Source organism: Streptomyces sp. NPDC048637, from assembly GCF_040650675.1.
GTDB lineage: Bacteria > Actinomycetota > Actinomycetes > Streptomycetales > Streptomycetaceae > Streptomyces.
In genome coordinates this window covers 35,802-56,554 of sequence record NZ_JBEZHQ010000021.1, presented here as the reverse complement: position 1 = coordinate 56,554, position 20,753 = coordinate 35,802, and the positions used below count along the sequence as shown (strand labels likewise).

General features: G+C 71.1%; 21 protein-coding genes, 1 tRNA gene and 1 riboswitch. Of the genes, 8 read left to right on the top strand and 14 right to left on the bottom strand.

Annotated elements, in window-relative coordinates; all coding sequences use genetic code 11:
- Positions 1-57 precede the first annotated feature (57 nt).
- Complete coding sequence (locus tag AB0C46_RS24625; RefSeq protein WP_362830311.1) at positions 58-1,023, top strand: SCO0930 family lipoprotein; 966 nt, start codon at positions 58-60, stop codon at positions 1,021-1,023.
- Here the strand turns inward: AB0C46_RS24625 and AB0C46_RS24620 are convergent.
- The 4 genes from AB0C46_RS24620 to AB0C46_RS24605 form a co-directional block, all read right to left on the bottom strand.
- Complete coding sequence (locus AB0C46_RS24620) at positions 1,001-2,590, bottom strand: sodium:solute symporter family protein (protein WP_362830309.1); 1,590 nt, start codon at positions 2,588-2,590, stop codon at positions 1,001-1,003. The two genes, AB0C46_RS24625 and AB0C46_RS24620, sit on opposite strands and share 23 nt — an antisense overlap.
- On the bottom strand, positions 2,587-2,823 hold the full coding sequence (locus tag AB0C46_RS24615) for a DUF3311 domain-containing protein (protein WP_362830308.1): 237 nt from the start codon (positions 2,821-2,823) through the stop codon (positions 2,587-2,589). Before AB0C46_RS24615 ends, AB0C46_RS24620 begins: the two co-directional genes overlap by 4 nt.
- A gap of 118 nt (positions 2,824-2,941) precedes the next feature.
- Positions 2,942-3,670: a class E sortase gene (locus tag AB0C46_RS24610; RefSeq protein ID WP_362830412.1), complete on the bottom strand. Its 729-nt coding sequence runs from the start codon at positions 3,668-3,670 to the stop codon at positions 2,942-2,944.
- 124 nt (positions 3,671-3,794) lie between these two features.
- Positions 3,795-5,144, bottom strand: a complete 1,350-nt coding sequence (locus tag AB0C46_RS24605) for a DUF445 domain-containing protein (protein ID WP_362830411.1) — start codon at positions 5,142-5,144, stop codon at positions 3,795-3,797.
- A gap of 282 nt (positions 5,145-5,426) precedes the next feature.
- Here AB0C46_RS24605 and AB0C46_RS24600 point away from each other — a divergent pair, with 282 nt between their 5' ends.
- Positions 5,427-6,737, top strand: coding sequence for an SGNH/GDSL hydrolase family protein (locus AB0C46_RS24600; RefSeq protein WP_362830306.1), 1,311 nt, complete (start codon positions 5,427-5,429; stop codon positions 6,735-6,737).
- A 61-nt stretch (positions 6,738-6,798) separates the two neighbouring features.
- On the opposite strand, the gene AB0C46_RS24595 is transcribed toward AB0C46_RS24600, so the two are convergent.
- The 4 genes from AB0C46_RS24595 to AB0C46_RS24580 all read right to left on the bottom strand — a co-directional run bounded on the left by AB0C46_RS24595 (position 6,799) and on the right by AB0C46_RS24580 (position 10,212).
- Complete coding sequence (locus tag AB0C46_RS24595; protein WP_362830305.1) at positions 6,799-7,482, bottom strand: DUF1707 domain-containing protein; 684 nt, start codon at positions 7,480-7,482, stop codon at positions 6,799-6,801.
- Between the two features lie 9 nt (positions 7,483-7,491).
- A complete protein-coding gene (locus AB0C46_RS24590; protein ID WP_362830303.1) occupies positions 7,492-8,520 on the bottom strand; it encodes an ATP-binding cassette domain-containing protein in 1,029 nt (342 codons plus the stop codon).
- Between the two features lie 47 nt (positions 8,521-8,567).
- Positions 8,568-9,332: an ABC transporter permease gene (locus tag AB0C46_RS24585; RefSeq protein ID WP_362830409.1), complete on the bottom strand. Its 765-nt coding sequence runs from the start codon at positions 9,330-9,332 to the stop codon at positions 8,568-8,570.
- A gap of 82 nt (positions 9,333-9,414) precedes the next feature.
- Positions 9,415-10,212, bottom strand: coding sequence for an ABC-2 family transporter protein (locus AB0C46_RS24580; RefSeq protein WP_362830301.1), 798 nt, complete (start codon positions 10,210-10,212; stop codon positions 9,415-9,417).
- 287 nt (positions 10,213-10,499) lie between these two features.
- On the opposite strand from AB0C46_RS24580, the gene AB0C46_RS24575 reads away from it, so the two are divergent.
- Positions 10,500-12,698, top strand: a complete 2,199-nt coding sequence (locus tag AB0C46_RS24575) for a transglycosylase domain-containing protein (RefSeq protein WP_362830299.1) — start codon at positions 10,500-10,502, stop codon at positions 12,696-12,698.
- 60 nt (positions 12,699-12,758) lie between these two features.
- On the opposite strand, the gene AB0C46_RS24570 is transcribed toward AB0C46_RS24575, so the two are convergent.
- The 3 genes from AB0C46_RS24570 to AB0C46_RS24560 form a co-directional block, all read right to left on the bottom strand.
- Entirely contained in the window at positions 12,759-13,079 is a 321-nt protein-coding gene (locus AB0C46_RS24570) for an SMR family transporter (protein ID WP_362830298.1), read from the bottom strand.
- 31 nt (positions 13,080-13,110) lie between these two features.
- A riboswitch (guanidine-III (ykkC-III) riboswitch) is annotated at positions 13,111-13,181 on the bottom strand.
- Positions 13,182-13,220: 39 nt separating this feature from the next.
- Positions 13,221-13,523, bottom strand: coding sequence for a co-chaperone GroES (locus AB0C46_RS24565; RefSeq protein ID WP_260639972.1), 303 nt, complete (start codon positions 13,521-13,523; stop codon positions 13,221-13,223).
- Between the two features lie 144 nt (positions 13,524-13,667).
- Entirely contained in the window at positions 13,668-13,985 is a 318-nt protein-coding gene (locus AB0C46_RS24560; RefSeq protein ID WP_362830297.1) for a DUF3618 domain-containing protein, read from the bottom strand.
- A gap of 224 nt (positions 13,986-14,209) precedes the next feature.
- Between AB0C46_RS24560 and bcp the strand changes: the two genes are divergently transcribed.
- Positions 14,210-14,677, top strand: a complete 468-nt coding sequence (gene bcp / locus AB0C46_RS24555; protein WP_359451236.1) for a thioredoxin-dependent thiol peroxidase — start codon at positions 14,210-14,212, stop codon at positions 14,675-14,677.
- On the opposite strand, the gene AB0C46_RS24550 is transcribed toward bcp, so the two are convergent.
- Both AB0C46_RS24550 and AB0C46_RS24545 read right to left on the bottom strand, forming a co-directional pair.
- Entirely contained in the window at positions 14,658-15,932 is a 1,275-nt protein-coding gene (locus tag AB0C46_RS24550) for a HAMP domain-containing sensor histidine kinase (RefSeq protein WP_362830295.1), read from the bottom strand. The two genes, bcp and AB0C46_RS24550, sit on opposite strands and share 20 nt — an antisense overlap.
- Positions 15,932-16,438, bottom strand: a complete 507-nt coding sequence (locus tag AB0C46_RS24545) for a hypothetical protein (RefSeq protein ID WP_362830293.1) — start codon at positions 16,436-16,438, stop codon at positions 15,932-15,934. Before AB0C46_RS24545 ends, AB0C46_RS24550 begins: the two co-directional genes overlap by 1 nt.
- Before the next feature lie 339 nt (positions 16,439-16,777).
- On the opposite strand from AB0C46_RS24545, the gene AB0C46_RS24540 reads away from it, so the two are divergent.
- The 4 genes from AB0C46_RS24540 to AB0C46_RS24525 all read left to right on the top strand — a co-directional run bounded on the left by AB0C46_RS24540 (position 16,778) and on the right by AB0C46_RS24525 (position 20,057).
- Positions 16,778-18,316: an MFS transporter gene (locus tag AB0C46_RS24540; RefSeq protein WP_362830291.1), complete on the top strand. Its 1,539-nt coding sequence runs from the start codon at positions 16,778-16,780 to the stop codon at positions 18,314-18,316.
- A 153-nt stretch (positions 18,317-18,469) separates the two neighbouring features.
- On the top strand, positions 18,470-19,093 hold the full coding sequence (locus tag AB0C46_RS24535) for an HNH endonuclease (RefSeq protein WP_362830290.1): 624 nt from the start codon (positions 18,470-18,472) through the stop codon (positions 19,091-19,093).
- A gap of 11 nt (positions 19,094-19,104) precedes the next feature.
- Complete coding sequence (locus AB0C46_RS24530) at positions 19,105-19,971, top strand: HNH endonuclease signature motif containing protein (protein WP_362830289.1); 867 nt, start codon at positions 19,105-19,107, stop codon at positions 19,969-19,971.
- A gap of 11 nt (positions 19,972-19,982) precedes the next feature.
- Positions 19,983-20,057: transfer RNA gene (locus AB0C46_RS24525), tRNA-Leu, on the top strand.
- Between the two features lie 56 nt (positions 20,058-20,113).
- On the opposite strand, the gene rdgB is transcribed toward AB0C46_RS24525, so the two are convergent.
- Positions 20,114-20,749, bottom strand: coding sequence for an RdgB/HAM1 family non-canonical purine NTP pyrophosphatase (gene rdgB, locus AB0C46_RS24520; RefSeq protein ID WP_362830287.1), 636 nt, complete (start codon positions 20,747-20,749; stop codon positions 20,114-20,116).
- Positions 20,750-20,753: the final 4 nt, after the last annotated feature.

The following is a 20,753-nucleotide window of genomic DNA, read 5'->3' as shown; positions in this document are numbered from 1 at the left end:
CAGCAACTCGGTCACCACCTCAGCAAGACGGAACCACCCACCGGCAGAGGAGACATCATGATCAATCGACGTCGTGCGGCATTCGCGGCCGCGGCGGTCGCCACCCTGGCGCTGACCACCGCCTGCGGCAGCAGCGGCACCCAGAGCGCCGGCGCCACCACCACCGACAACGTCCAGCCCGCCGGCCAGGGCACCAGTGACTACGGCTACGGCTCCTCCGGCGGCGGTTCGGGCGACGGCGGCCAGGCGGGCGGCACCACCGCCGCCGGCGGCAAGGCCCCGAAGGCCGAGCCCGCCGGGAAGCTGGCACTGCACCAGGACGCCAAGATCGGCACCATCGTCGCCGACTCCAAGGGCATGACCCTCTACCGCTTCGACAAGGACACCCCGGACCCCGCCAAGTCCAACTGCGCCGGGTCCTGCGCCACCACCTGGCCGCCGGTCCCCGCCGACGGCGCCACCGCCCCGGCCGGCATCGACAAGAGCAAGCTGGGCTCGGTCACCCGCGCCGACGGCGTCAAGCAGCTCACCATCGCCGGCTGGCCCGCCTACCGCTACATCAAGGACACCAAGGCCGGTGACACCAAGGGCCAGGGCGTCGGCGGCACCTGGAACGCGCTGGCCCCCGACGGCAAGAAGGCCGGCACCCAGGAGCCCAGCGACGTCTCGGTGTTCAACCACCCCGACCTCGGCGGCATCCTCGTCGACGGCAAGGGCCGCACCCTCTACCGCTTCAACAAGGACAGCGCCTGGCCGATGAAGTTCGGCTGCAACGACGCCTGCCTGGAGACCTGGAAGCCCGCCAAGCCCGCCGACCGCTCCAAGCTCAACGGCATCGCCCCCAAGCTCATCAGCACCGTCACCCGCCCCGACGGCACCCGTCAGCTGGCCGTCGACTGCTGGCCCGTCTACTGGTTCACCGGCGACGAGCAGCCCGGTGACATCAACGGCCAGGGCAAGATGGGCCTGTGGTTCGCGGTCTCCAAGGAGGGCAAGAAGATCACGACGACGCCGGAGGGCTGACCCGCCCGTCCTGCGACGCCACACCGTCCCGCGGGAACTCGTCGTCCAGCGCCAGCACCTCGGCGTCCGGCCTCTCGTCCGCGGCGCGCGGCCCCAGCCAGGTGACCGCCAGCGCCACCACCACGTTCACGGCGAGACCGACGATCCCCGCGTTCATCCCCCAGACCGGGTCGTGTCCCCCGAACACCAGGACACAGACCAGCGTGAAGCCCGCCACCAGGCCGCTCACCGCGGCGTGCAGCGTCAGCCGCCGCCACACCAGCCCCAGCAGCAGCATCGGCACGAGCTGCGCCATGCCCTCGTACGAAATCAGGGACAGCCGGACGAGGGTGTCGGGGGCGGTGTAGGTCAGCAGCAGTGCCAGCGCCCCGGCCACCACCACGACCAGCTGCGACCACAGCTTCTGACGCCCGCCCGTCGCCCCTCCCCCACCGTCCCCGGAAGCCGCCCCGGCCGCCCCCTTGTTGAGACGGGGGATCGCGCCCAGCACACTCCTCCCCCACATCGTGCCGATGACCAGCATGAACACGGCCATCGGCACGATGGAGGAGAGGGCGGCGGCCACCCCGACCAGCCCCACGGCCCAGGCCGGAAGGGAGTCCACCACCATCTTGAACAGCGCCAGATTGGAGTCCGCGCCCACCAGGCCGGGCACCACGAACAGCGCCGCCATACCCAGCAGCACCGGCACGAACAGCAGCACGTTGTAGAAGGGGAGGTACAGGGCGTTCCGGCGCAGTGCCTCGGCGTTGCGGGCACCGAGATAGCCGGCCACGGTCGTCGGGAAGATCACCACGGTCAGGGAGTTGACGAGGGTGGTGGTGACGAACCAGACCTGGCCCAGTCCGCCCGAGGCGTGTCCGGGGAAGGTCAGCCACTGCGGCTTCTCGGCGACGAGCCGGTCCAGGAACGGCCCGTAGCCGTCGAAGTAGTGCAGCGGCACATAGACCGCGAGGAAGCCGAGGGTGCCGATGACGAGGACGTCCTTGAGCACCGAGACCCAGGCGCTGCCGCGCAGCCCGCTGATCACCACGAAGCCGGTGGTGACGGCGAAGCCCAGGAAATAGGCCCAGTTGATGCTGATGGCACCGTAGGAAATGGTGGAGACGACCACGCCCATGCCGGTGATCTGCAGCTGGATGTACGGCAGCAGACAGACCGTGGCGAGGAGGGCGACGGCGGCCCCGAGCCAGGGCGCGCGGTAGCGGTGCGCGATCATGTCGGTGATCCCGACCAGACCGTGCCGGCGGGCGTAGGCCCACAGCATCGGCCCGACGACGTACCCCAGCGCATAGCCGCAGGACATATAGGCCACGACATAGAGCACCGGGGCACCGGAGTTGTAGCCCCAGCCGGCCGCACCGAGGTAGCTGAAGCTCGTATAGCTCTCGCCGGCCATCAGCACCCAGATGAAGACCGTGCCCAGGCTCCGGCCGCCCACCGACCACTCCGAGAGCCCGGCGGGCCGCCCCTTCTCCGTGCCCTTCCGCCGCACCGCGAGCAGGCCGAGGACGACGGTGAGGACCATGAAGGCGCCGAAGATGCCGGTCGAGACCGCGGCGTTCATATCCGCCCCCGTGCGCGGTCGCCGCGCCGGGCCAGCCACACCGCAAGCGGGGTGGCCAGCGTCGCCAGCAGCATCCAGAAGAACAGGAACGGCAGACCGAGCACGGTCGGGGTCACCCGGTTCACCAGCGGCAGCACCACCAGGAACAGCACATACGGCAGCAGCAGCCACAGCAGCGCGGGACGCCTTCTCGAACCCGGGGACCGGCCGGCGCCGGCGGACTGGTTTCTCACGAGCCGAAAGCCTAGGGCCTGTCCGGCGGATCAGGGTCGGAGAGGCCCCGCCGCGGACCCGGCCATGATCCGCCGGACAGGCCCTACCGGACAGGCCCTGGGGGACGCGGCGCCGCGGTCACCTGGACTGTGTCGACCGCAACACGGCCCAGACCACCAGCCGGTAGGCGGAGGTGTACTCCGGCGTACAGGTCGTCAGGGTCAGATAGGCGTCCGGCGCGGTGAAGCGGTAGGCGGGGTGCACGCTGCTGTACGGGACCGCGGCGAGGACCGTGCCGTCGCCGGGTGTGGTCCGCGGCAGGGTGCGCCGCACGGCATAGGTGTAGCGGGCCTCGGCGGTGTCGATGAGGACGGTGTCGCCCGTGCGCAGCCGGTCCAGACGGCGGAACGGCTCGCCGTGGGTGTTGCGGTGCCCGGCCAGCGCGGCATTGCCGGTCTGGCCGGGCTGCGCGCTGTGCGGATAGTGGCCGGCATAGCCCTTGTTGAGGACCGCGGCCTTGCCGACGCCCTGGGCGATGGGGACGGTGAGACCGATCCGGGGGATGCGCAGGACGGCGTACGCCAGATCCCGGGGAGGCGCCGGTGTCCGGCTCCCGGCGCGGTGGGCGGGCGGGCCGGACGGCGGGGTGCTCGGCGCGGTCCGTGCCCCCGGACCGCCGTCCTCGGGCGCCGGGGCCGGGCCGGGGGCCGGCGGCCGGGCGTCCCACTGCCGCTCCAGCCGGCCCACCTGGTCCCGCGCCGATTGCTGCGCCTGACGGTTGGTCCACCACAGCTGGTGGACGACGAGCAGCAGCAGGACGGCGCCGAGCGTCACCGCCAGCTCCGCACCCGTCCACAGCGCCCGCACGGCAGACGGGCGACGGGTGCGCCGCCCCTGTACAACTACCGGTATCCGCTCCCGCACGCGGGCACCGTAAGCCCTGCGGGCACAGGTCACCAGAGGCGCGCAGGACCGGCCGGCGGACGGGGGGTCAGCCGCCGAAGGCCTGCGAGACGGCGTAGATGGCGAGCCCGGCCAGGGCGCCGACGACGGTGCCGTTGATGCGGATGAACTGCAGATCCCGGCCGATGTGCGCCTCGATCTTCTTCGAGGTCTGCTCGGCGTCCCAGCCGGCGACGGTGTCGGTGATCAGGGAGGTGATCTCGCTCTGATAGGTCGTCACCACATAGACGGCCGCGCCCTCCAGCCAGCCGTCCACCTTGCCCTGCAGCCGCTCCTCACCGGCCAGCCGCCGGCCCAGGGACAGCAGCGCCGCCCGTACCCGCAGCCGCAGTTCGCTGCGCTCGTCCTCGGCGGCGGCGACGATCATCGCGCGGACCGAGCCCCAGGCCGAGGCGATCAGATCCTGCACCTCGCCGCGCCCCAGCACCTCGGACTTCAGCCGCTCGACCTTGGCCCGGGTCTCCGGGTCGTGCTGCAGATCGCCCGCGAAGTCCCGCAGAAAGCGGTCGATCGCCCCGCGCGCCGGATGCTCGGGCATGTCCCGCATCTCGGTGACGAAGCGCAGCAGTTCCTTGTAGACCCGGTCACCCACCTTGCGGTCGACGAACCGCGGGGTCCATCCCGGTGCGCCGCCGGAGACCGCGGTCATGACGGAGTCACCGTGCTCGACCAGCCAGTCGTGGGCGCGGGAGACGACCAGATCCACCGCCCGCCGGTGGCCGCCCTCCGCGACGATCTTCTCCAGCAAGGTGCCGACGCCGGGCGCGATCTCCTGGGCGTGCGCACGGCGGGTGATCGCCTCACCGACCACCGCCTGCACATCGGAGTCGCGCAGCACGGTCAGCGCACCGCGCAGCGCGGTGGACAGCTCATCGGTGACCCGGTCGGCGTTCCGGGGTTCGGCGAGCCAGCCGCCGAGCCGCCGGCCGATGCCGACGGAGCGCAGCCGGCGGCGGACGACCTCGCCGGAGAGGAAGTTCTCCCCGACGAAATCACCCAGACTCTGACCCAGTTGGTCCTTTTTGGTGGGAATGATCGCGGTGTGCGGGATCGGCAGCCCCATCGGCCGCTTGAACAGCGCGGTGACCGCGAACCAGTCGGCCAGCGCACCGACCATCCCGGCCTCCGCGGCCGCCGCGACAAACCCGGTCCAGCCGCCCGCCCCGGCGGATCCGGCCCATTTCGCCAGTACGTAGACCAAGGCGACCGCCAGCAGCATGCCTGTGGCCAGCGTCTTCATCCGGCGCACCCCGCGCCGGCGCTCCTCGTCGGCGACGCCGTGGACGAACCCGCCGCCCGGCACGGCACCCGCCGGCGCCGCGCCCGCCACCGGCGCCCGCTCCGCCCGAGGCGCCGTGTCCGCTCCTGTGCGTTCCATCCGCTCCACCGCTCCCACCGTGCCCCCGCCGTCCATACGGCCTATCGTGCTCCGCACGCCGGCCACCGTTCCGGCCGTACGTCCCACTGTGTCCTACTCGTGGAACGAACCACGAGTTCCCCGCGTCCATGCCGTGGAGGCATCGAGCGGGGCGCCGGGCGGCTGCCCCGAGGTCCGTGGGATCATGAGGGACCGATCGGACCGCAACGGTGCCGCTGATCATCCGCTGCCCTTGCCCGCCCGGAGCGTGCTGCTCCGCTTTACCCAGGAGACCTCTCCCGCATGAAGAAAAGTGTGGGTTACTCCCTGCTCGCCGGTCTGGCGGCAGTGGTGGTGCTGATCTCGACCGCGATATTCGTCGGCTTCGGCGGCGAGGGCGGCGGACCGGGCAGTTCCCCGCACAAGCCGCGGAACCCCGCGGACCCCGCGGTCTCCGGGCAGTGGGTCGGCACCTGGTCGGCGGCCGCGGCGGCGGCCGAGCCCGGCACCCTGAACGGCTACGCGGGGATGTCGATACGCAACGTCGTGCACACCAGCGTCGGCGGCTCCGGCGTCCGTATCCAGCTCTCCAACCTCTACGGCACCCGGCCGCTGGTGGTCAGCCACGCCTCGCTGGCGCTGGCCGCGGCCCCCAGCAACCCCACCGCCGCGAGCGGCACCATGCGGCGGCTGTCGTTCGGCGGCAAGCCCGCGGTGACCATCCCGGCGGGCGGCGCGGTCACCAGCGACCCGACCCGGCTGAAGGTGCCCGGCGACGCGGACCTGCTGATCACCACCTACTCGCCCTCCTCCTCGGGCCCCGCCACCTACCACCCGTACGCCCGGCAGACGTCCTACCTGGCGCGCGGGGACCGTGCCGAGGACGCCACCGGCGCCGCCTACACCGAGCAGAGCCCGTACTGGCGGTATCTGACCGGCGTGGACGTGTGGAGCACCGAGGCCCGCGGCGCGGTCGTCGCGATCGGCGACTCGATCACCGACGGCATCACCTCCACCGCCGGCGCCAACCACCGCTGGACGGACTTCCTCGCGGCGCGGCTGCGCAACGAGCCCGGCGCGCCCCGCTACGGCGTCCTCAACCAGGGCATCAGCGGCAACCGGCTGCTGGTCAACGGCAGCCGGTTCTCGCCGAACAACGGGCCCAGTGTGCTGTCCCGTCTGGAGCGCGACGCGCTGTCCCGTACCGGGGTGAAGGCGGTGATCGTCGAGATCGGGCTGAACGATCTGTTCAAGTCCCCGCGCCAGCTGGACCCGCAGAAGATCGTCGCGGGGATGCGGGAGATCGTCCGGGAGGCGCACGCCCGCGGTCTGCGCGTCACCGGCAGCACCCTTACGCCGTTCGGAGGGCACCGCGGATACTCCACACAGCTGAATTCGGTCCGCGAACAGGTCAACCGCATCATCCGCTCCGGCACCGTCTACGACGAGGTCGTGGACTTCGACAAGGCGCTGCGCGACCCGTCGGCGCCGGTACGGCTGCGCCCCGCGTACGACTCCGGTGACCATCTCCACCCGAGCGACGAGGGCTTCCGGGCGATGGCGAACGCCGTCAACCTCGCCCACCTCAAGCAGGCGGCACCCGCCGCGCTGTAACGCCAACGGAGCAGGCCCGCCGCCCCGGGTTCCGACCGGCGGGCCGGGCCGCTCGCGGCCCCTAGTCGTCCAGTTCCTTGCGCCCGTCGTCCGCGATGCGGCGCCGTTCCTCCTTCACACGGCGCCGCTCGGCCCTCGGCAGCTTGCGCTCCACGCTGACGCCGCCCATCAGCGCCAGGCCCCTGACCACCACACGGGGCGCGCCGGGCTCACCCGGTGCCCCGTCCTCCCGCGCGTCGAAGCCGCCCATGATGCCGAGCCCGCGCACATCGACCTCGACGCCGGGCGGCACCACGATGTTCACCCCGCCCATGAGCACCCAGCAGCTGATGACGACTTCGGGCCCGGCGAAATTCGCCTCGCGCAGATCGATCTGGCCACCGCCCATGAGGCAGGCGGCCGTGAAGCGCCGCCCGATCGTCCAGCGGCCCTTGCGCTGGAAACCCCCCATGAGGGAGAGGCCGACCGCCGACCCTTCCGTGCCGCTGACGATGCGCTCCGCCCACCGCGCGGGCGCACCGCTCTCCTTGCGCAGCGACAGCGGCGCCGACCCCGCCGCGGCCGGCGGAAGATCCGCGGTGAGCGGCTCCAACTCCCCGTAGGTGCGGGCCTTGTACGTCGCGTCGAGCCGCTCGTCGAACTCCTCCATCGCCAGCCGTCCCTCCGCGAGAGCGTCCCGCAGGATCTCGGCGACCCGCTCACGGTCGGTGTCGGAAGCGCGCAATTCCGGGAGGTCTTCAGTCATAAGGACACATTAAAGGGAGTCGCCCGCCTTGCCCCCGTTCCCCGCGGCATCCCGCCGTATTCCGTCACCCGCATACAGCTCGGCGATCAGGGTCTCGATATCCGGCTCCCGCACCGACAGGTCCACCAGCGGATAGCGTTCGGCGACCGCCGCGACCAGCGGCGCCGCGCTCTGCGACGCCGGGAACGCCAGCCACTGCCGGGGCCCGTCCACCCTGACCGTACGGGCGCCCGGTACGCCCTCGATGGGCGGCAGTTCCCGCGCCAGGTCCACCACCAGCGTCCGCTCGCCGCCACCGGCCGCCCGCAGCCCGTCGAGGCCGCCGTCGTAGACCAGATGACCGTGGTCGATGACCATCACCCGGCGGCACAGCTGCTCGATGTCGGTCAGGTCATGGGTGGTCAGCAGGACCGTGGTGCCCCGCTCGGCGTTCACCTCGCGCAGGAACCCGCGCACCTTCGCCTTGCTGATCACATCGAGGCCGATGGTCGGCTCGTCCAGATACAGCACCTCGGGGTCGTGCAGCAGCGCCGCCGCGATATCGCCGCGCATCCGCTGCCCCAGCGACAGCTGCCGTACGGGCACGGCCAGCAGCGGGCCCAGGTCCAGCAGTTCGACACAGCGCACCAGGTTGGCGCGGTAGACGGGGTCCGGGACCCGGTACATCCGCCGCACCAGCTCGTAGGAGTCCTTCAGCGGCAGGTCCCACCACAGCGTGGTGCGCTGCCCGAAGACCACCCCGATCCGGCGGGCGAGCCGGGTCCGCTCCCGCGCCGGGTCGAGGCCGGCGACCCGGAGCCGGCCGCCGCTGGGGACGAGGATGCCCGTCAGCATTTTGATGGTGGTGGACTTCCCGGCGCCGTTCGGCCCGATGTAGCCGACCATCTCGCCGCGCGGCACCCGGAAGGAGATGCCGTCGACGGCCCGGACCTCCTGCCGCACCCGCCGCAGCCGGCCCGCCTTGCGCCGCACCGAGAAGACCTTCTCGATGCCGTCGACCTCGATCAGCTGCTCCGCAGCGGCCGCACCGCTCACCACACCCACTCCTCCGTCGTCCCGTTCACGGCCCGCCCCATGAGGCTCCCTCAGCTGCCGGTGCTGCGGTACGCCCGCAGCCCCAGCCGCCACGCCAGCCCGGCCCCTGTGCACATCAGCACCGCCACCACCGGCCCCAGGAAGTCCACCCAGCCCGGCAGCCCCAGCGGGTCGGGGTGGCCCAGCAGCCGCAGCGCGGGCAGCCAGTTCACAAAGGCCAGCGGAACGAGGAAGGTGACCCCGCGCACCAGCTCCTGGGCGAACACCGTCGGCGGGTACTGCAGCAGCGCATTGCCGCCGTAGGTGAAGGAGTTCTGTACCTCGGCCGCGTCCTGCGCCCAGAACTGGAAGGCGGCCCCGGCGGTGAAGACCGCCGCGAAGATGGCGGTGCCGCACACCGCCATCATCGGCACCATCAGCACCCGGCCCACCGTCCAGTCCACCTCGACACGGGGCAGCGCCCAGCCGAGCACCAGGAGCGCCTGGGTGACCCGGCCCACCCGGCGCAGCGCGAAACGGTCCGCCGCGATCTGCGCGAACACCGGTACGGGGCGCAGCAGCAGCGTGTCGAGGGTGCCGTCCCTGATCCGCCGGCCCAGCCCTTCGATGCTGCCCAGCAGCAGATCCGCCAGGCCCAGCGCGATGCCGGACGTCCCGTACAGGAAGGCCACTTCGGGCAGTGAGAAGCCGCCGAGGGCATCGATCTGCGAGAACATCAGCATGATCGCGACGAAGTCCAGGCCGTTGGCCGCGAAGCTGCCGACCGCCATGATCACGAACGAGGTCCGGTAGGCGAGGGTGGAGCGCATCCACATCCGCACGATCAGCCCGTACGCGGACAGCCCCTGCGCCACCGCCGCCGCCCTGCCGTGCCCGGCCCGCTCCGGCGCCTGCTCGCTAGCCACCGTGCACCACCACCTTGCGGGTCGCCGCCGACTGCACCAGGCGTCCCAGCACCAGCAGCGCCACCGCCCACACCGCCTGGAACACCAGCCCCCGCACCAGCTCTCCCCCGCTCCGGACACCCATCAGCACATCGGCCGGCACCTGCAGGACCGCCGCCCACGGCAGCAGCTGGACGACCTCCCCGAACCCGCCGGGGAACACCCGCAGCGGCAGCACCATCCCCGTGAAGAACATGCAGGCCAGCCCGCTGATCAGGGCCAGGCCCGAGCCGTCCAGGAGCCAGAACGACGCCAGCGCGACGAGGTACCGCAGCGCGAAACTCACCAGCACCCCGAGCAGCACCGACAGCAGAAAACAGCCCCACGTCAGCGCATCGCCGGGCAGCGCCAGCGGGAAGGCCAGGGCACCCACCGCCATCGGCACCACCCCGCGGCCGACCAGCTGCAGCCCGGCCCGCCCCAGATCCGCGGCCAGCCACCACAGCTGCAGATCCGCGGGCCGGTAGAGGTCCACCGCGATATCGCCGCTGCGGATCCGCTCCTGGAGCTCGTCCAGCCCGCCGCCGCCCATCAGCGCCGCGGTGGCCAGCAGCGCCTGCGCGGTCCACACGAAGGTCAGCGCCTGCGCCTGGTCGTAGCCCCCCAGATGCGGCCGCTCGTCCCACAGCGCGATATACGTGTAGGCGACGATGAAGCCGAAGACGGTATTGGTGAACACCCCCGCCACGGTGGCGATCCGATAGGTGGCGTACCGCCGGAAGCTGCCGGCCGCCACCGCCGCGTACACCACGCCGCGTTCCCCCCAGCCCCGTTCTCGTCGGACGCAAAGCACCGGAGCCTATGTCGCGGGCACGGCGGGCACCATCGAATTATCACCGCTTCGGGTGAGCCGTGGGCGCCATTCAGCCGGTCAGGTGGCGGTCTCCGGTGCGCGCCACGCCTGCTGACCGGGACGCATGATGCGAGAGTTTCCCAGCGGGCGGCAGTTGCTCTTCCGGCGTACCGCGCGCAATCCCCCGACACGACACCGTCCGCCGCAGTACAACCTCCGGCGGCGGCCGAGGAGTCCATACCGACATGAGCGGACAACGCACAGGCTGGCGCCGTGTCATCCCCACCTGGCGCACGGTGCTGAGCACCGTGCTGCTGTTCCTGCTGCTCGTCGTCGGCGGGATGATCGCCGGCTATCTCCTCGTCGGCATCCCGCCGGCCAACAGCGCCGCCAAGGCCCAGAGCAACATCTATCTCTACTCCGACGGCTCCGAGCTGGCCCACGACGGCGAGGTCAACCGGCAGAACGTCACCCTCAGCCAGATCCCCAGAAGCGTCCAGCAGGCCGTACTCGCCGCCGAGGACCGCGACTTCTACGCCGAGTCCGCGGTCGACCCCGCCGCGATGGTCCGGGCCGCCTGGAACACCGTGACCGGCAAGGGCAAACAGTCCGGCTCCACGATCACCCAGCAGTACGTGAAGAACTACTACCTCGGCCAGGAACAGACCCTCACCCGCAAGGCCAAGGAATTCTTCATCGCCATCAAACTGGACCGCGAGGTGAGCAAGGACAACATCCTGGAGGGCTACCTCAACTCCAGCTACTACGGCCGCAACGCCTACGGCATCCAGGCCGCCGCCCGCTCCTACTACGGCCGCGACGCGGAAGCGCTGACCACCGCCCAGGGCGCCTACCTCGCGTCCCTCCTCAACGCCCCCAGCGCCTACGACCTCACCGCACACCCCGAGAACCGGGAGCGGGTGCTGGCGCGGTGGAACTACGTCCTGGACGGCATGGTGACGAAGAAGTGGCTCGACCCCGGCGAGCGGGCCACGCTGGAGTTCCCCACGACGAAGCCCGCCAGACCGTCCCCCGGACTGTCCGGGCAGCGCGGCTACCTCGTCGAAGCGGTCAAGAACTACCTCACCGACCACCACATCCTCGACGAGGACACCCTGCGCGGCGGCGGCTACCGCATCACCACCACCATCAGCAAGAAACGCCAGAACGCCTTCGTCAAAGCGGTCAACACCCGGGTGATGGACCGGCTCGACGACTCCCGGGACGTCGACCGCCACGTCCGGGCCGGCGGCGCCTCCATCGACCCCGAGAGCGGCCGGGTCGTCGCCCTCTACGGCGGTATCGACTACGCCAAGCAGTACGTCAACGGCGCCACCCGCAGCGACTACCAGGTCGGCTCCACCTTCAAGCCGATCGTCTTCGCCTCCGCCGTGGAGCACCGCTCCACCACCCAGGACGGCACCCGGATCACCCCGAACACCGTCTACGACGGCACCAACAAGCGGATGACGGTCAGTCACGGCCGCGCCACCGGCTTCGCGCCCGCCAACGAGGACGACCGTTCCTACGGCCCGATCACCGTCACCGAGGCCACCGACAAGTCCGTCAACGCCGTCTACGCCCAGATGGGCATCGACGTCGGCCCCGCCAAGGTCAAGGCCACCGCCGTCGCCCTGGGCATCCCCGCCGACACCCCCAGCCTCGCCTCCTCCCAGGGCGCCGTCTCGCTGGGCACCGCGACCCCCAGCGTCCTGAACATGACGCAGGCCTACGCCACCCTCGCCCACCACGGCAGCCACCGCCCGTACACCCTGGTCGACAAGGTCACCAGGAGCGACGAGGAGATCGAGCTGCCCGAGCGCGAGGAGACCACCGCCATCCCGAGGACGGCCGCCGACACCACCACCTCGGTCCTGCGCGGCGTCGTCGACGGCGGCACCGGCACCGCCGCCCAGGGCGCCGGGCGGCCCGCGGCCGGCAAGACCGGCACCGCCGAGGAGGACAAGGCCGCCTGGTTCGCGGGCTACACCCCCGAACTCGCCACCGTCGTCGCGGTACTGGGCCAGGACCCGGAGAGCGGCACACAGGAGCCGCTGTACGGCGCGGGAGGCCTGTCACGGGTCAACGGCGGCGACTACCCCGCCCAGATCTGGGCCGACTACACCGCGGCCGCGCTGAACGGACGCCCGGTCCGCGACTTCGACCTGCAACTGGCGGAGGGCGCGGAGCCGACCTCACCCGAGCCGTCCAGCAGCGATTCCCTGTCACCCGGCGCCTCGGACACACCGTCGGCCGGCCCGAGCGGATCGCCCACCGTCCCCGTCCCGCCCACCGCCGCCCCCACCCGGCCGACCGCCGAACCACCGACCCCGACCCTCCCCACCGAGCCCTCCCCGACCACACCGCCGACCCAGGACTTCCCCACGGTGCAGCCCCAGAGCGACGAGCTGGAGCGGCAGATGCAGTGGCGGTGGGGCGGATAGCGGCGCGCGCCGGTGCCGCCCACGGGAGCGCGCCGCGCAGGGGCGGCTGCCGTCCGGGCGTCAGTGCCCCGACGTCGCCTTGAGCCCGACCACCGCCACGAGCAGCAGACAGATGAAGAAGATCCGGGCCGCGGTGGCCGGCTCGCCGAGCACCACCATGCCGACCACCGCCGCACCGGCCGCCCCGATGCCGACCCACACGCCATAGGCGGTACCGATCGGCAGGGTCCGGGCCGCGTACGAGAGCAGCAGCATGCTGACGACGATGCCCGCGCCGGTGAACACACTGGGCCACAGCCGGGTGAAGCCGTCGGTGAACTTCATACCGATCGACCAGCCGACCTCCAGCAGACCGGCGACCATGAGCAGGATCCAGGCCATGACGGCACCTCCGCGAAAGAGCTTCAACAGGGGTGCGTCGTCTTGTCCTGACCCGGTACGGCGCGTCTCGTCGGGTGCTTCCCGAGGCTAGCAAAAGGCAGCAGAACGGGCGGTGACCCCGGTCACCGCCCGTTCGGGGAGCTACAGATACAGCCCGGTCGCGTCCTCCGCGCCCTCCAGCCGCTCCGCGGCCACCGCATGCAGATCGCGCTCCCGCATCAGCACATACGCCACGCCGCGCACCTCGACCTCGGCCCGGTCCTCCGGGTCGTACAGCACCCGGTCCCCGACCTCCACGGTCCGCACGTTCTGCCCGACCGCGACCACCTCGGCCCAGGCCAGGCGACGGCCGACCGCCGCGGTCGCGGGAATGACGATGCCCCCGGTCGAGCGGCGCTCGCCCTCGGGGATGTCCGTCCGGACCAGCACACGGTCGTGCAGCATCCGGATCGGCAGCTTGTCGTGGGTGTCCTTGGTGTTATTCGGGCTCACGGCATGACCGTACCTGCCCGGCGACGCCCGGCACGCACCGCGGGCCGCCCCGGGGCCGGCCCGCGGCGGTCACCGTCGCCCGTTCCCGGACGAGCCCTAGCCGCGCCGCCTGGCGCGCAGCGTCAGCAGACCCACCACGGCCACACCGATCATGGCCACCGGAACGATCCGCTCCAGCCGCGGCGCCCCGTCCTCCGACACCAGCTGTGCCCGCACGTCCGACACCGCACGATTGGCGGCCACATAGGCCCGCCCCGCCGTACGGTCCACGACGGCCGCCGCCCGCGCCTTGGCATCATCCATGATCGTCTTCGGGTGCAGCCGCACACCGATCTCGTCGAGCGTGACGGCGAGCTCCTGCCGCCTGCGGACGATGTCCGCCTCGATCTGCGTCGGGGTCCTGGCTTCCGCCACCGCGCTGCCTCCGTCGTCTCGCGCCGATGCGTACGGGGCCGGGCACGAGGCCCCGTACGGAACCGGCCACACCACTGACTGCCGATTCGTGATGGACAGTCTGTCAGCTCACACCCCCACGCGCCCCACAGCACCCCCGTTTCGCACACCCGAGGCGCCCCCAGCACCGTTCCGTGCCCCGGCTGGCTAATGTCGGGGCGTACGGATCCACGCTAAGGAGAGTCATGAGCGAGCGACTGCAGCCCGGCGACACCGCCCCCGCCTTCACCCTGCCCGACGCGGACGGCAAGCAGGTCTCGCTCGCCGACCACAAGGGCCGCAAGGTCATCGTCTACTTCTACCCGGCCGCCCTGACCCCCGGCTGCACCAAGCAGGCCTGCGACTTCACCGACAACCTCGACTTCCTCGCCGGCCACGGCTACGACGTCATCGGCATCTCCCCCGACAAGCCGGAGAAGCTCGCCAAGTTCCGGGAGAAGGAAGAGCTCAAGGTCACCCTGCTCGGCGACCCCGACAAGCAGGTCCTTACGGCCTACGGCGCCTTCGGCGAGAAGAAGCTCTACGGCAAGACCGTCACCGGCGTCATCCGCTCCACCGTCATCCTCGACGAGGAGGGCAAGGTCGAACGCGCCCTCTACAACGTCAAGGCCACCGGCCACGTCGCCAAGATCATCAAGGACCTGGGGCTGTAACCACGGGAACGGGCACCGACCGGTCCGGCAGTTCCAGCACCGCTTCGGCGCCGCCCTCCGCGGCGGCGCCGAAGTCCAGCCGCGCGCCCAGCACCTCCGCCTGACCGGCCGCGATCGTCAGCCCCAGGCCGTGCCCGGTCCCCCGCTCCGGCGCCGCCGTACGGAACCGCCGCGGCCCCTCGGCGCACAACTCCGCCGGATAGCCCGGACCGTGATCGCGCACCAGGATCCGCGAACCGGCCACCACCACCTCGATCGGCGGCTTGCCGTGCTTGGCCGCGTTCGCCAGCAGGTTCACCAGCACCCGCTCCACCCGCCGCCGGTCCGTCTCCACGATCCGCGGCTCCCCCTCCACGGTCACCGACACCTCGTCCACACCACGCTGCCCCGCCGCCCGCTTCACGATCCCGCGCACCAGCGACGGCAGCTCACAGGCGTCCAGATCCGCCCGCTCCACGCCCGCGTCCAGCCGCGACACCTCCAGCAGATCCTCCACCAGCCGCCGCATCGCCTGCGCCCGGTCCCGCACCAGCTCCACCGCCCGCGGCTGCGGCAACAGCTCCGCGGCCGCCACCAGCCCGGCCACCGGCGTCCGCAGCTCATGCGCGACATCCGCGGTGAACTCCCGCTCCGCCTGCGCCTGGGCCGCCAGCGACGTCGCCATGTGATGCACACTGCGGCCCAACTCGGCCACCTCGTCCCGGCCGTTGCTCGCCAGTGCATCCGCGTCCGGCGCCGCACCCGCCGCGATCCGCCGCGCCGCCGCCGCACTCATCCGCAGCCGCCGCGACAGCCGCTGCGCCACGAACCACGACACCCCGGCCATCAGCGTGACCGTGCCGCACCCCGCGATCAGCAGCGCCCGGTCCAGCGCCACCTGCGCCGGATCGTCGTCCGGATACGCCGCCGACACCGACAGCGACCGCGTCGGCGGTCGCCCGTCGCCGCCCCCGACCCCGGTCGCCGCCCACACCCGCGGATCCTCACCGCCGCTGACATACGTCCCCGACTGGTTCGTGAACACCGCGTCCCGCAACGGCACCGGCAAGGCCGCATCGTCCAGCTGCGCCCCCAGCGCCAGCGTGCCGTCCCGCTCGTAGATCTGCAGCGCCGAACTCAGCCGGTCGTCCTGATACGTCCGCGCCGACCGCTCCCGCTCCGCATCCGCTATGTGGTGCACGGCAAACCCGAGCACCACCACGGCCAGCGCGGTCATACAGGAAATGGCCAGGGCGATCCGGCCTCGAATGCCCATCACGCGAGGTTGTACATCTCCGTCGTGTCCCCGAGCGGCGTAGAGCCCTCGTACGTCACCTCAAGGCCGGTGAAGGCCAGCGCCCCGCCGATCCGTTCCGGGTCACGGAGGCGGAAGGTGGCCGGGAAACCGGCGTCCGCGCCCACCCCGGCATCCGTCTTCTCCACCTGCACCACACCCACGCCCAGCGCCTCCCGCGCACCGTAGTACTTCCACGTGATCGCGGTCGCCACCATCTCGGCATCCTCGCAGGTCAGCGTAATTACATGCGGTTTGATCTCCGGCCGCCCGTGCCCGCAGTCCCGGACCCCCGGCAGCCCCCCGGACGGCTTGCCGTCGTCCTTCACGTCCTGCACCGCCGCCGTCTTCGGCGCGGCATCCACCGCCGACGCACGGTCCGACGCCTGCCCGAACCACACCCCGCCGGCCGCCAGCGCCGTCACCAGCCCAAAAGCAGCCAGCGCGGTACGCCCCCGGACCCAGCGGGCCCCTTCGCGGTTCGTCATCACGCTCTCCTCCCGGGGACGACGCCCCGTACCCCCACAGCAAACACGAATGCCGCGCCCGGTACCGCCACTCTCCCGTCCCCGCCACACAGGCTGATTGCCTGAACGCTGCGGTGACCGCTCGGCTGTGTACCAGTCCTGTAACAAGGCCCGCCCCGCCTCTGGCGCGTCCCCGCCACAGCCCTGTCACCGCCCCGCTCCGGTGCACCGGACTGCCCGGCCACGCGTGACGTACCTCATTTCCTCCGGCCAGGGTGGTTTGATCCGCGCTCCACTGCGCAGACGCACCTGTCGTATCCCACGGCGCACCGCGCGCTGACCGACCGAGAGGACCGCCTCGTGCCGACCGGCAGCACCGAAGCCGACCCCGCTCCCGAACAGGACCGGGAAGCGCTCAAGCGCCACCGGGTGCTCTTCCGTGCCGTCGCCCGGCGCAAGAACCCCAAACTGCGGCGCACCGACATCACCGTCACCGACGAACGCGTCGTCAAGCGCGCGGTGAAGGCCGCCGCGCTCGGCAACGCCATGGAATGGTTCGACTTCGGGATCTACAGCTATCTCGCGGTCACCATCGGCAAGGTCTTCTTCCCCGGCGGCAGCGACACCACCAGCCTGCTGTCGTCCTTCGCGACCTTCGCCGTGGCCTTCCTCGTACGCCCCCTCGGCGGTGCCTACTTCGGCCCCCTCGGCGACCGCGTCGGCCGCAAGAAGGTCCTCGCCCTCACCATGATCATGATGGCGCTGGGCACCCTCTGCATCGGGCTGATCCCGTCCTACGCCACCATCGGCTTCTGGGCGCCCGTCCTCCTCATCCTCTTCCGCCTCGTGCAGGGCTTCTCCACCGGCGGTGAGTACGGCGGCGCCTCCACCTTCATCGCCGAGTACGCCCCCGACAAGAAGCGCGGTTTCTACGGCAGCTTCCTGGAGATGGGCACCCTCATCGGCTACACCGGCGCCGCCGGCATCGTGCTGCTGCTCAACACCACCCTCGGCGACGAGGCCATGCTCAGCTGGGGCTGGCGCCTGCCGTTCCTGATCGCCGGACCGCTCGGCCTGGTGGGTCTCTACCTGCGGGTCAGGCTCGACGAGACCCCCGCCTTCCAGAAGTTCGAGGCCGCCCAGACCCACAGCGCCGGCGGCTCGGCCGTCGAGACCGAGGCCGAGTTCTCCCACCTCTCCGAGAACGCCCCCAAGAAGAAGATCGGCGAGATCTTCACCCAGCAGTGGCCCACCCTCATCCTCTGCATCGCCCTGGTCGGCGCCTACAACATCACCGACTACATGCTGCTGTCGTACATGCCGACCTACCTGACGGACACCCTCCACTACGAGGAGTCCCACGGCCTGCTGATCCTCCTGGGCACCATGGCCGTCCTGATGTGCATTCTCAGCACCGTCGGCAAGCTCAGCGACCACTACGGCCGCAAGCCCCTGCTGATGACCGGCATGGTCGGCTTCTTCGTCCTCGCGATCCCGGCCTTCCTCCTGGTCAAGCAGGGCAGCATCCCCGCGGTCTGCGCCGGTATGGCCCTCCTCGGCCTCTCCCTGGTCTGCCTCCTGGGCACCATGTCCGCCGCCCTCCCCGCCCTCTTCCCCACCAACGTCCGCTACGGCTCCCTCTCCATCGGCTACAACCTGGCCGTCTCCCTCTTCGGCGGCACCACCCCCCTGGTGATCACCGCCCTCATGGACGCCTTCGACAAGAACGTGATGGTCCCCGCCTACTACACGATGGGCGCCGCCCTCGTGGGCGTCTTCGCCGTCGCCTTCATGAAGGAAACCGCCCAACAGCCCCTCGAAGGCTCCCCACCCTCCGTGGCCACCAAGGAAGAAGCGGTCGAACTCATCGAGTCCCAGACACCGGAACCGCGCTTCTGACCTGCGGCACCTGACGCGAAGGGGCCTCGGGAAATCCTTCCCCGAGGCCCCTTCGGCCTTTTCCGCCACCCGCCGTAACCGGCCCCGCGTTCGATCGTTGTTCTGTTCGAGCGGCGCGCGAGGGTGGGCCTGGTGCGCGGAATGGGGGAAATCATGCCGGCCAAATACACGCCCGAGCGGCTGGCGGAGGCCGCACGCGCATCCTCGTCGTTCGATGAAGCCGTGCGATGGTTCGGCGGGACACCGACGCCGGGCAGCAGACGCTACCTGCGCGCAAGGATGCGGGAGGCCGGCGTCGACACCACGCACTTCGCGCGCCCTGGCGTACGGCACACCGAGGCCCGGTTGTGTGAGCTGGTGGCCCGCTCACACAGCATCGCCGAGGTCGTACGCCGCCTCGGCATCAGCCCGGTCGGCGGAAACCAAGCACACATCGGCCGCCGCATCGCCGAACTGGGCATCGACACCTCGCATTTCACCTCAGCGCGCCGCCAACACCCCAAGGCCCCCGCACACGACCGTCTGGTTCTGGGCTCCCCGGCCGACGGCCGCACCGGAGGCGAGCGCCTTCGCAGAGCGTTGCTGCGCAGGGGAGTTCCGGAACGGTGCGCGCTCTGTGCCACGGGCACGAAGTGGAACGGCAAGCCGCTGCGCCTGGAAGTCGATCACCTCAGCGGTGACTGGTGGGACAACCGACCGGCCAACTTGCGTTTACTGTGTCCCAACTGCCATGCGGTGACCGACACTTACCGCGGCCGCAAGCCCCGACGGAGGTGAACGCCCCGCCCATGGCTTCACGCGTCGCCTATACCCGTGACCTGCTGACCCGTACGGCCGCTGACTCCACCAGCCTGGTCGACATGCTGCGCCGACTCGGAACGCCCCTGGGCAGCGGTCCGCGCAGGTACTTGCGCGCCCGGTTGAAGCACTACAGCGTCGACACTCCACACTTCGTCGACGAGCCGCTCCCCCGAAGGCCACCCCGTTCGTACACCCGGGCGCTGCTCTCGGAAGCCGTCGTGCAGTCCCACAGCATCCGGGAAATGCTGGATTACATGGAGGTTCCGCCATACGACAGCGCGTACACGCACCTCCGCAGGAAGCTCGACCAATTCGGTATCGACACCTCCCACTTCACCCGCCGGAGGCACGGCGTCTCCCTGCTCCCACGCCGTGAGGCGGAAAGGGCCGTGGCCGCCTCACAGAGCCTCGCCGGAGCCCTCACATGCCTCGCCCTGACGGACAACCGCACGTCACGGAGGACGCTGAAACGCAGTATCGAGGCATACGGCCTGTCGACGGACCACTTCACGGGTCAGGGCCATCGGCGTGGGCTGCCTTCCCCGAACCGCCGGTCGGCCGACCAGATCCTGCGGCAGCGCGAACCGGGTTCCCGACGCGAGAAGACGGTGTTCTTACGCCGTGCCCTCGAGGAGAAGAAGGTGCTTCGGCGGTGCGCGGAGTGCGGCCTCGGGGACACCTGGCAGGGCAACCGGCTCGTCCTGGAGATCGACCACATCAACGGCGACCGGCTGGACAACCGCCTCGGTAACCTCCGCTACCTGTGCCCCTCGTGCCACAGCCAGACGAGGACTTTCTCGTGCCGCTCGGCGCACTCGGCCCTCCCCACACAGCCAGGCGGCCGGGCACAGTAAGGTAGGCGCGCGGGCCCGTACCCCAGCTGGCAAGAGGGCGCCGGTTTAGGTCCGGTGTGTCGTGGGTTCGAGTCCCACCGGGCCCACCCGCACGTACGGCCTCCCAGCCTTTGGACCGGGAGGCCGTTTTTGCTGCCCGACGTCAGCCCACCAACTCCCGCACCACCGGTGCCAACGCCCGGAACGCCTGCCCGCGATGGCTGATGGCGTTCTTTTCGGCGGGGGTCAGTTCGGCGCAGGTACGGGTGTCGCCGAGGGGCTGGAGGATGGGGTCGTAGCCGAAGCCGCCGGTGCCGGTGGGGGTGTGGCGGAGGGTGCCTTCGAGGGTGCCCTCGACGACGCGCTCGGTGCCGTCGGGCAGGGCGAGGGCGGCGGCGCAGGCGAAGTGGGCGCCTCGGTGTTCGTCGGCGATGTCGCCGAGCTGGGCCAGGAGCAGGGAGAGGTTGGCCCGGTCGTCGCCGTGGGTGCCGGCCCAGCGGGCGGAGAAGATGCCGGGCGCGCCGCCGAGGACGTCGACACAGAGGCCGGAGTCGTCGGCGACGGCAGGGCAGCCGGTGGCCTTGGCGAGGGCGTGGGCCTTGAGGAGGGCGTTCTCGGCGAAGGTGACGCCGGTTTCCTTGACGTCGGGGATGTCGGGGTAGGAGTCGGCGCCGACGAGTTCGATGTCGAGGTCGGCCGCGTCGAGGATGGCGCGGAGTTCGCTGACCTTGCCGGCGTTGCGGGTGGCGAGGATGAGGCGGCGGGGGTGTGCGGAGGGTCCGCCGGTGTGAGTCTGCATGGGA

What these genes read in the sequence shown, in the direction of transcription:
- AB0C46_RS24625 (WP_362830311.1), top strand. Translation starts at nt 58, where the DNA reads ATGATCAATCGACGTCGTGCGGCATTCGCGGCCGCGGCGGTCGCCACC.
- AB0C46_RS24620 (WP_362830309.1), bottom strand. Translation starts at nt 2,590, where the DNA reads ATGAACGCCGCGGTCTCGACCGGCATCTTCGGCGCCTTCATGGTCCTC.
- AB0C46_RS24605 (WP_362830411.1), bottom strand. Translation starts at nt 5,144, where the DNA reads ATGGAACGCACAGGAGCGGACACGGCGCCTCGGGCGGAGCGGGCGCCG.
- AB0C46_RS24600 (WP_362830306.1), top strand. Translation starts at nt 5,427, where the DNA reads ATGAAGAAAAGTGTGGGTTACTCCCTGCTCGCCGGTCTGGCGGCAGTG.
- AB0C46_RS24595 (WP_362830305.1), bottom strand. Translation starts at nt 7,482, where the DNA reads ATGACTGAAGACCTCCCGGAATTGCGCGCTTCCGACACCGACCGTGAG.
- AB0C46_RS24585 (WP_362830409.1), bottom strand. Translation starts at nt 9,332, where the DNA reads ATGTGGATGCGCTCCACCCTCGCCTACCGGACCTCGTTCGTGATCATG.
- AB0C46_RS24575 (WP_362830299.1), top strand. Translation starts at nt 10,500, where the DNA reads ATGAGCGGACAACGCACAGGCTGGCGCCGTGTCATCCCCACCTGGCGC.
- AB0C46_RS24570 (WP_362830298.1), bottom strand. Translation starts at nt 13,079, where the DNA reads ATGGCCTGGATCCTGCTCATGGTCGCCGGTCTGCTGGAGGTCGGCTGG.
- AB0C46_RS24565 (WP_260639972.1), bottom strand. Translation starts at nt 13,523, where the DNA reads ATGCTGCACGACCGTGTGCTGGTCCGGACGGACATCCCCGAGGGCGAG.
- bcp (WP_359451236.1), top strand. Translation starts at nt 14,210, where the DNA reads ATGAGCGAGCGACTGCAGCCCGGCGACACCGCCCCCGCCTTCACCCTG.
- AB0C46_RS24550 (WP_362830295.1), bottom strand. Translation starts at nt 15,932, where the DNA reads ATGGGCATTCGAGGCCGGATCGCCCTGGCCATTTCCTGTATGACCGCG.
- AB0C46_RS24545 (WP_362830293.1), bottom strand. Translation starts at nt 16,438, where the DNA reads ATGACGAACCGCGAAGGGGCCCGCTGGGTCCGGGGGCGTACCGCGCTG.
- AB0C46_RS24535 (WP_362830290.1), top strand. Translation starts at nt 18,470, where the DNA reads ATGCCGGCCAAATACACGCCCGAGCGGCTGGCGGAGGCCGCACGCGCA.
- AB0C46_RS24530 (WP_362830289.1), top strand. Translation starts at nt 19,105, where the DNA reads ATGGCTTCACGCGTCGCCTATACCCGTGACCTGCTGACCCGTACGGCC.
- rdgB (WP_362830287.1), bottom strand. Translation starts at nt 20,749, where the DNA reads ATGCAGACTCACACCGGCGGACCCTCCGCACACCCCCGCCGCCTCATC.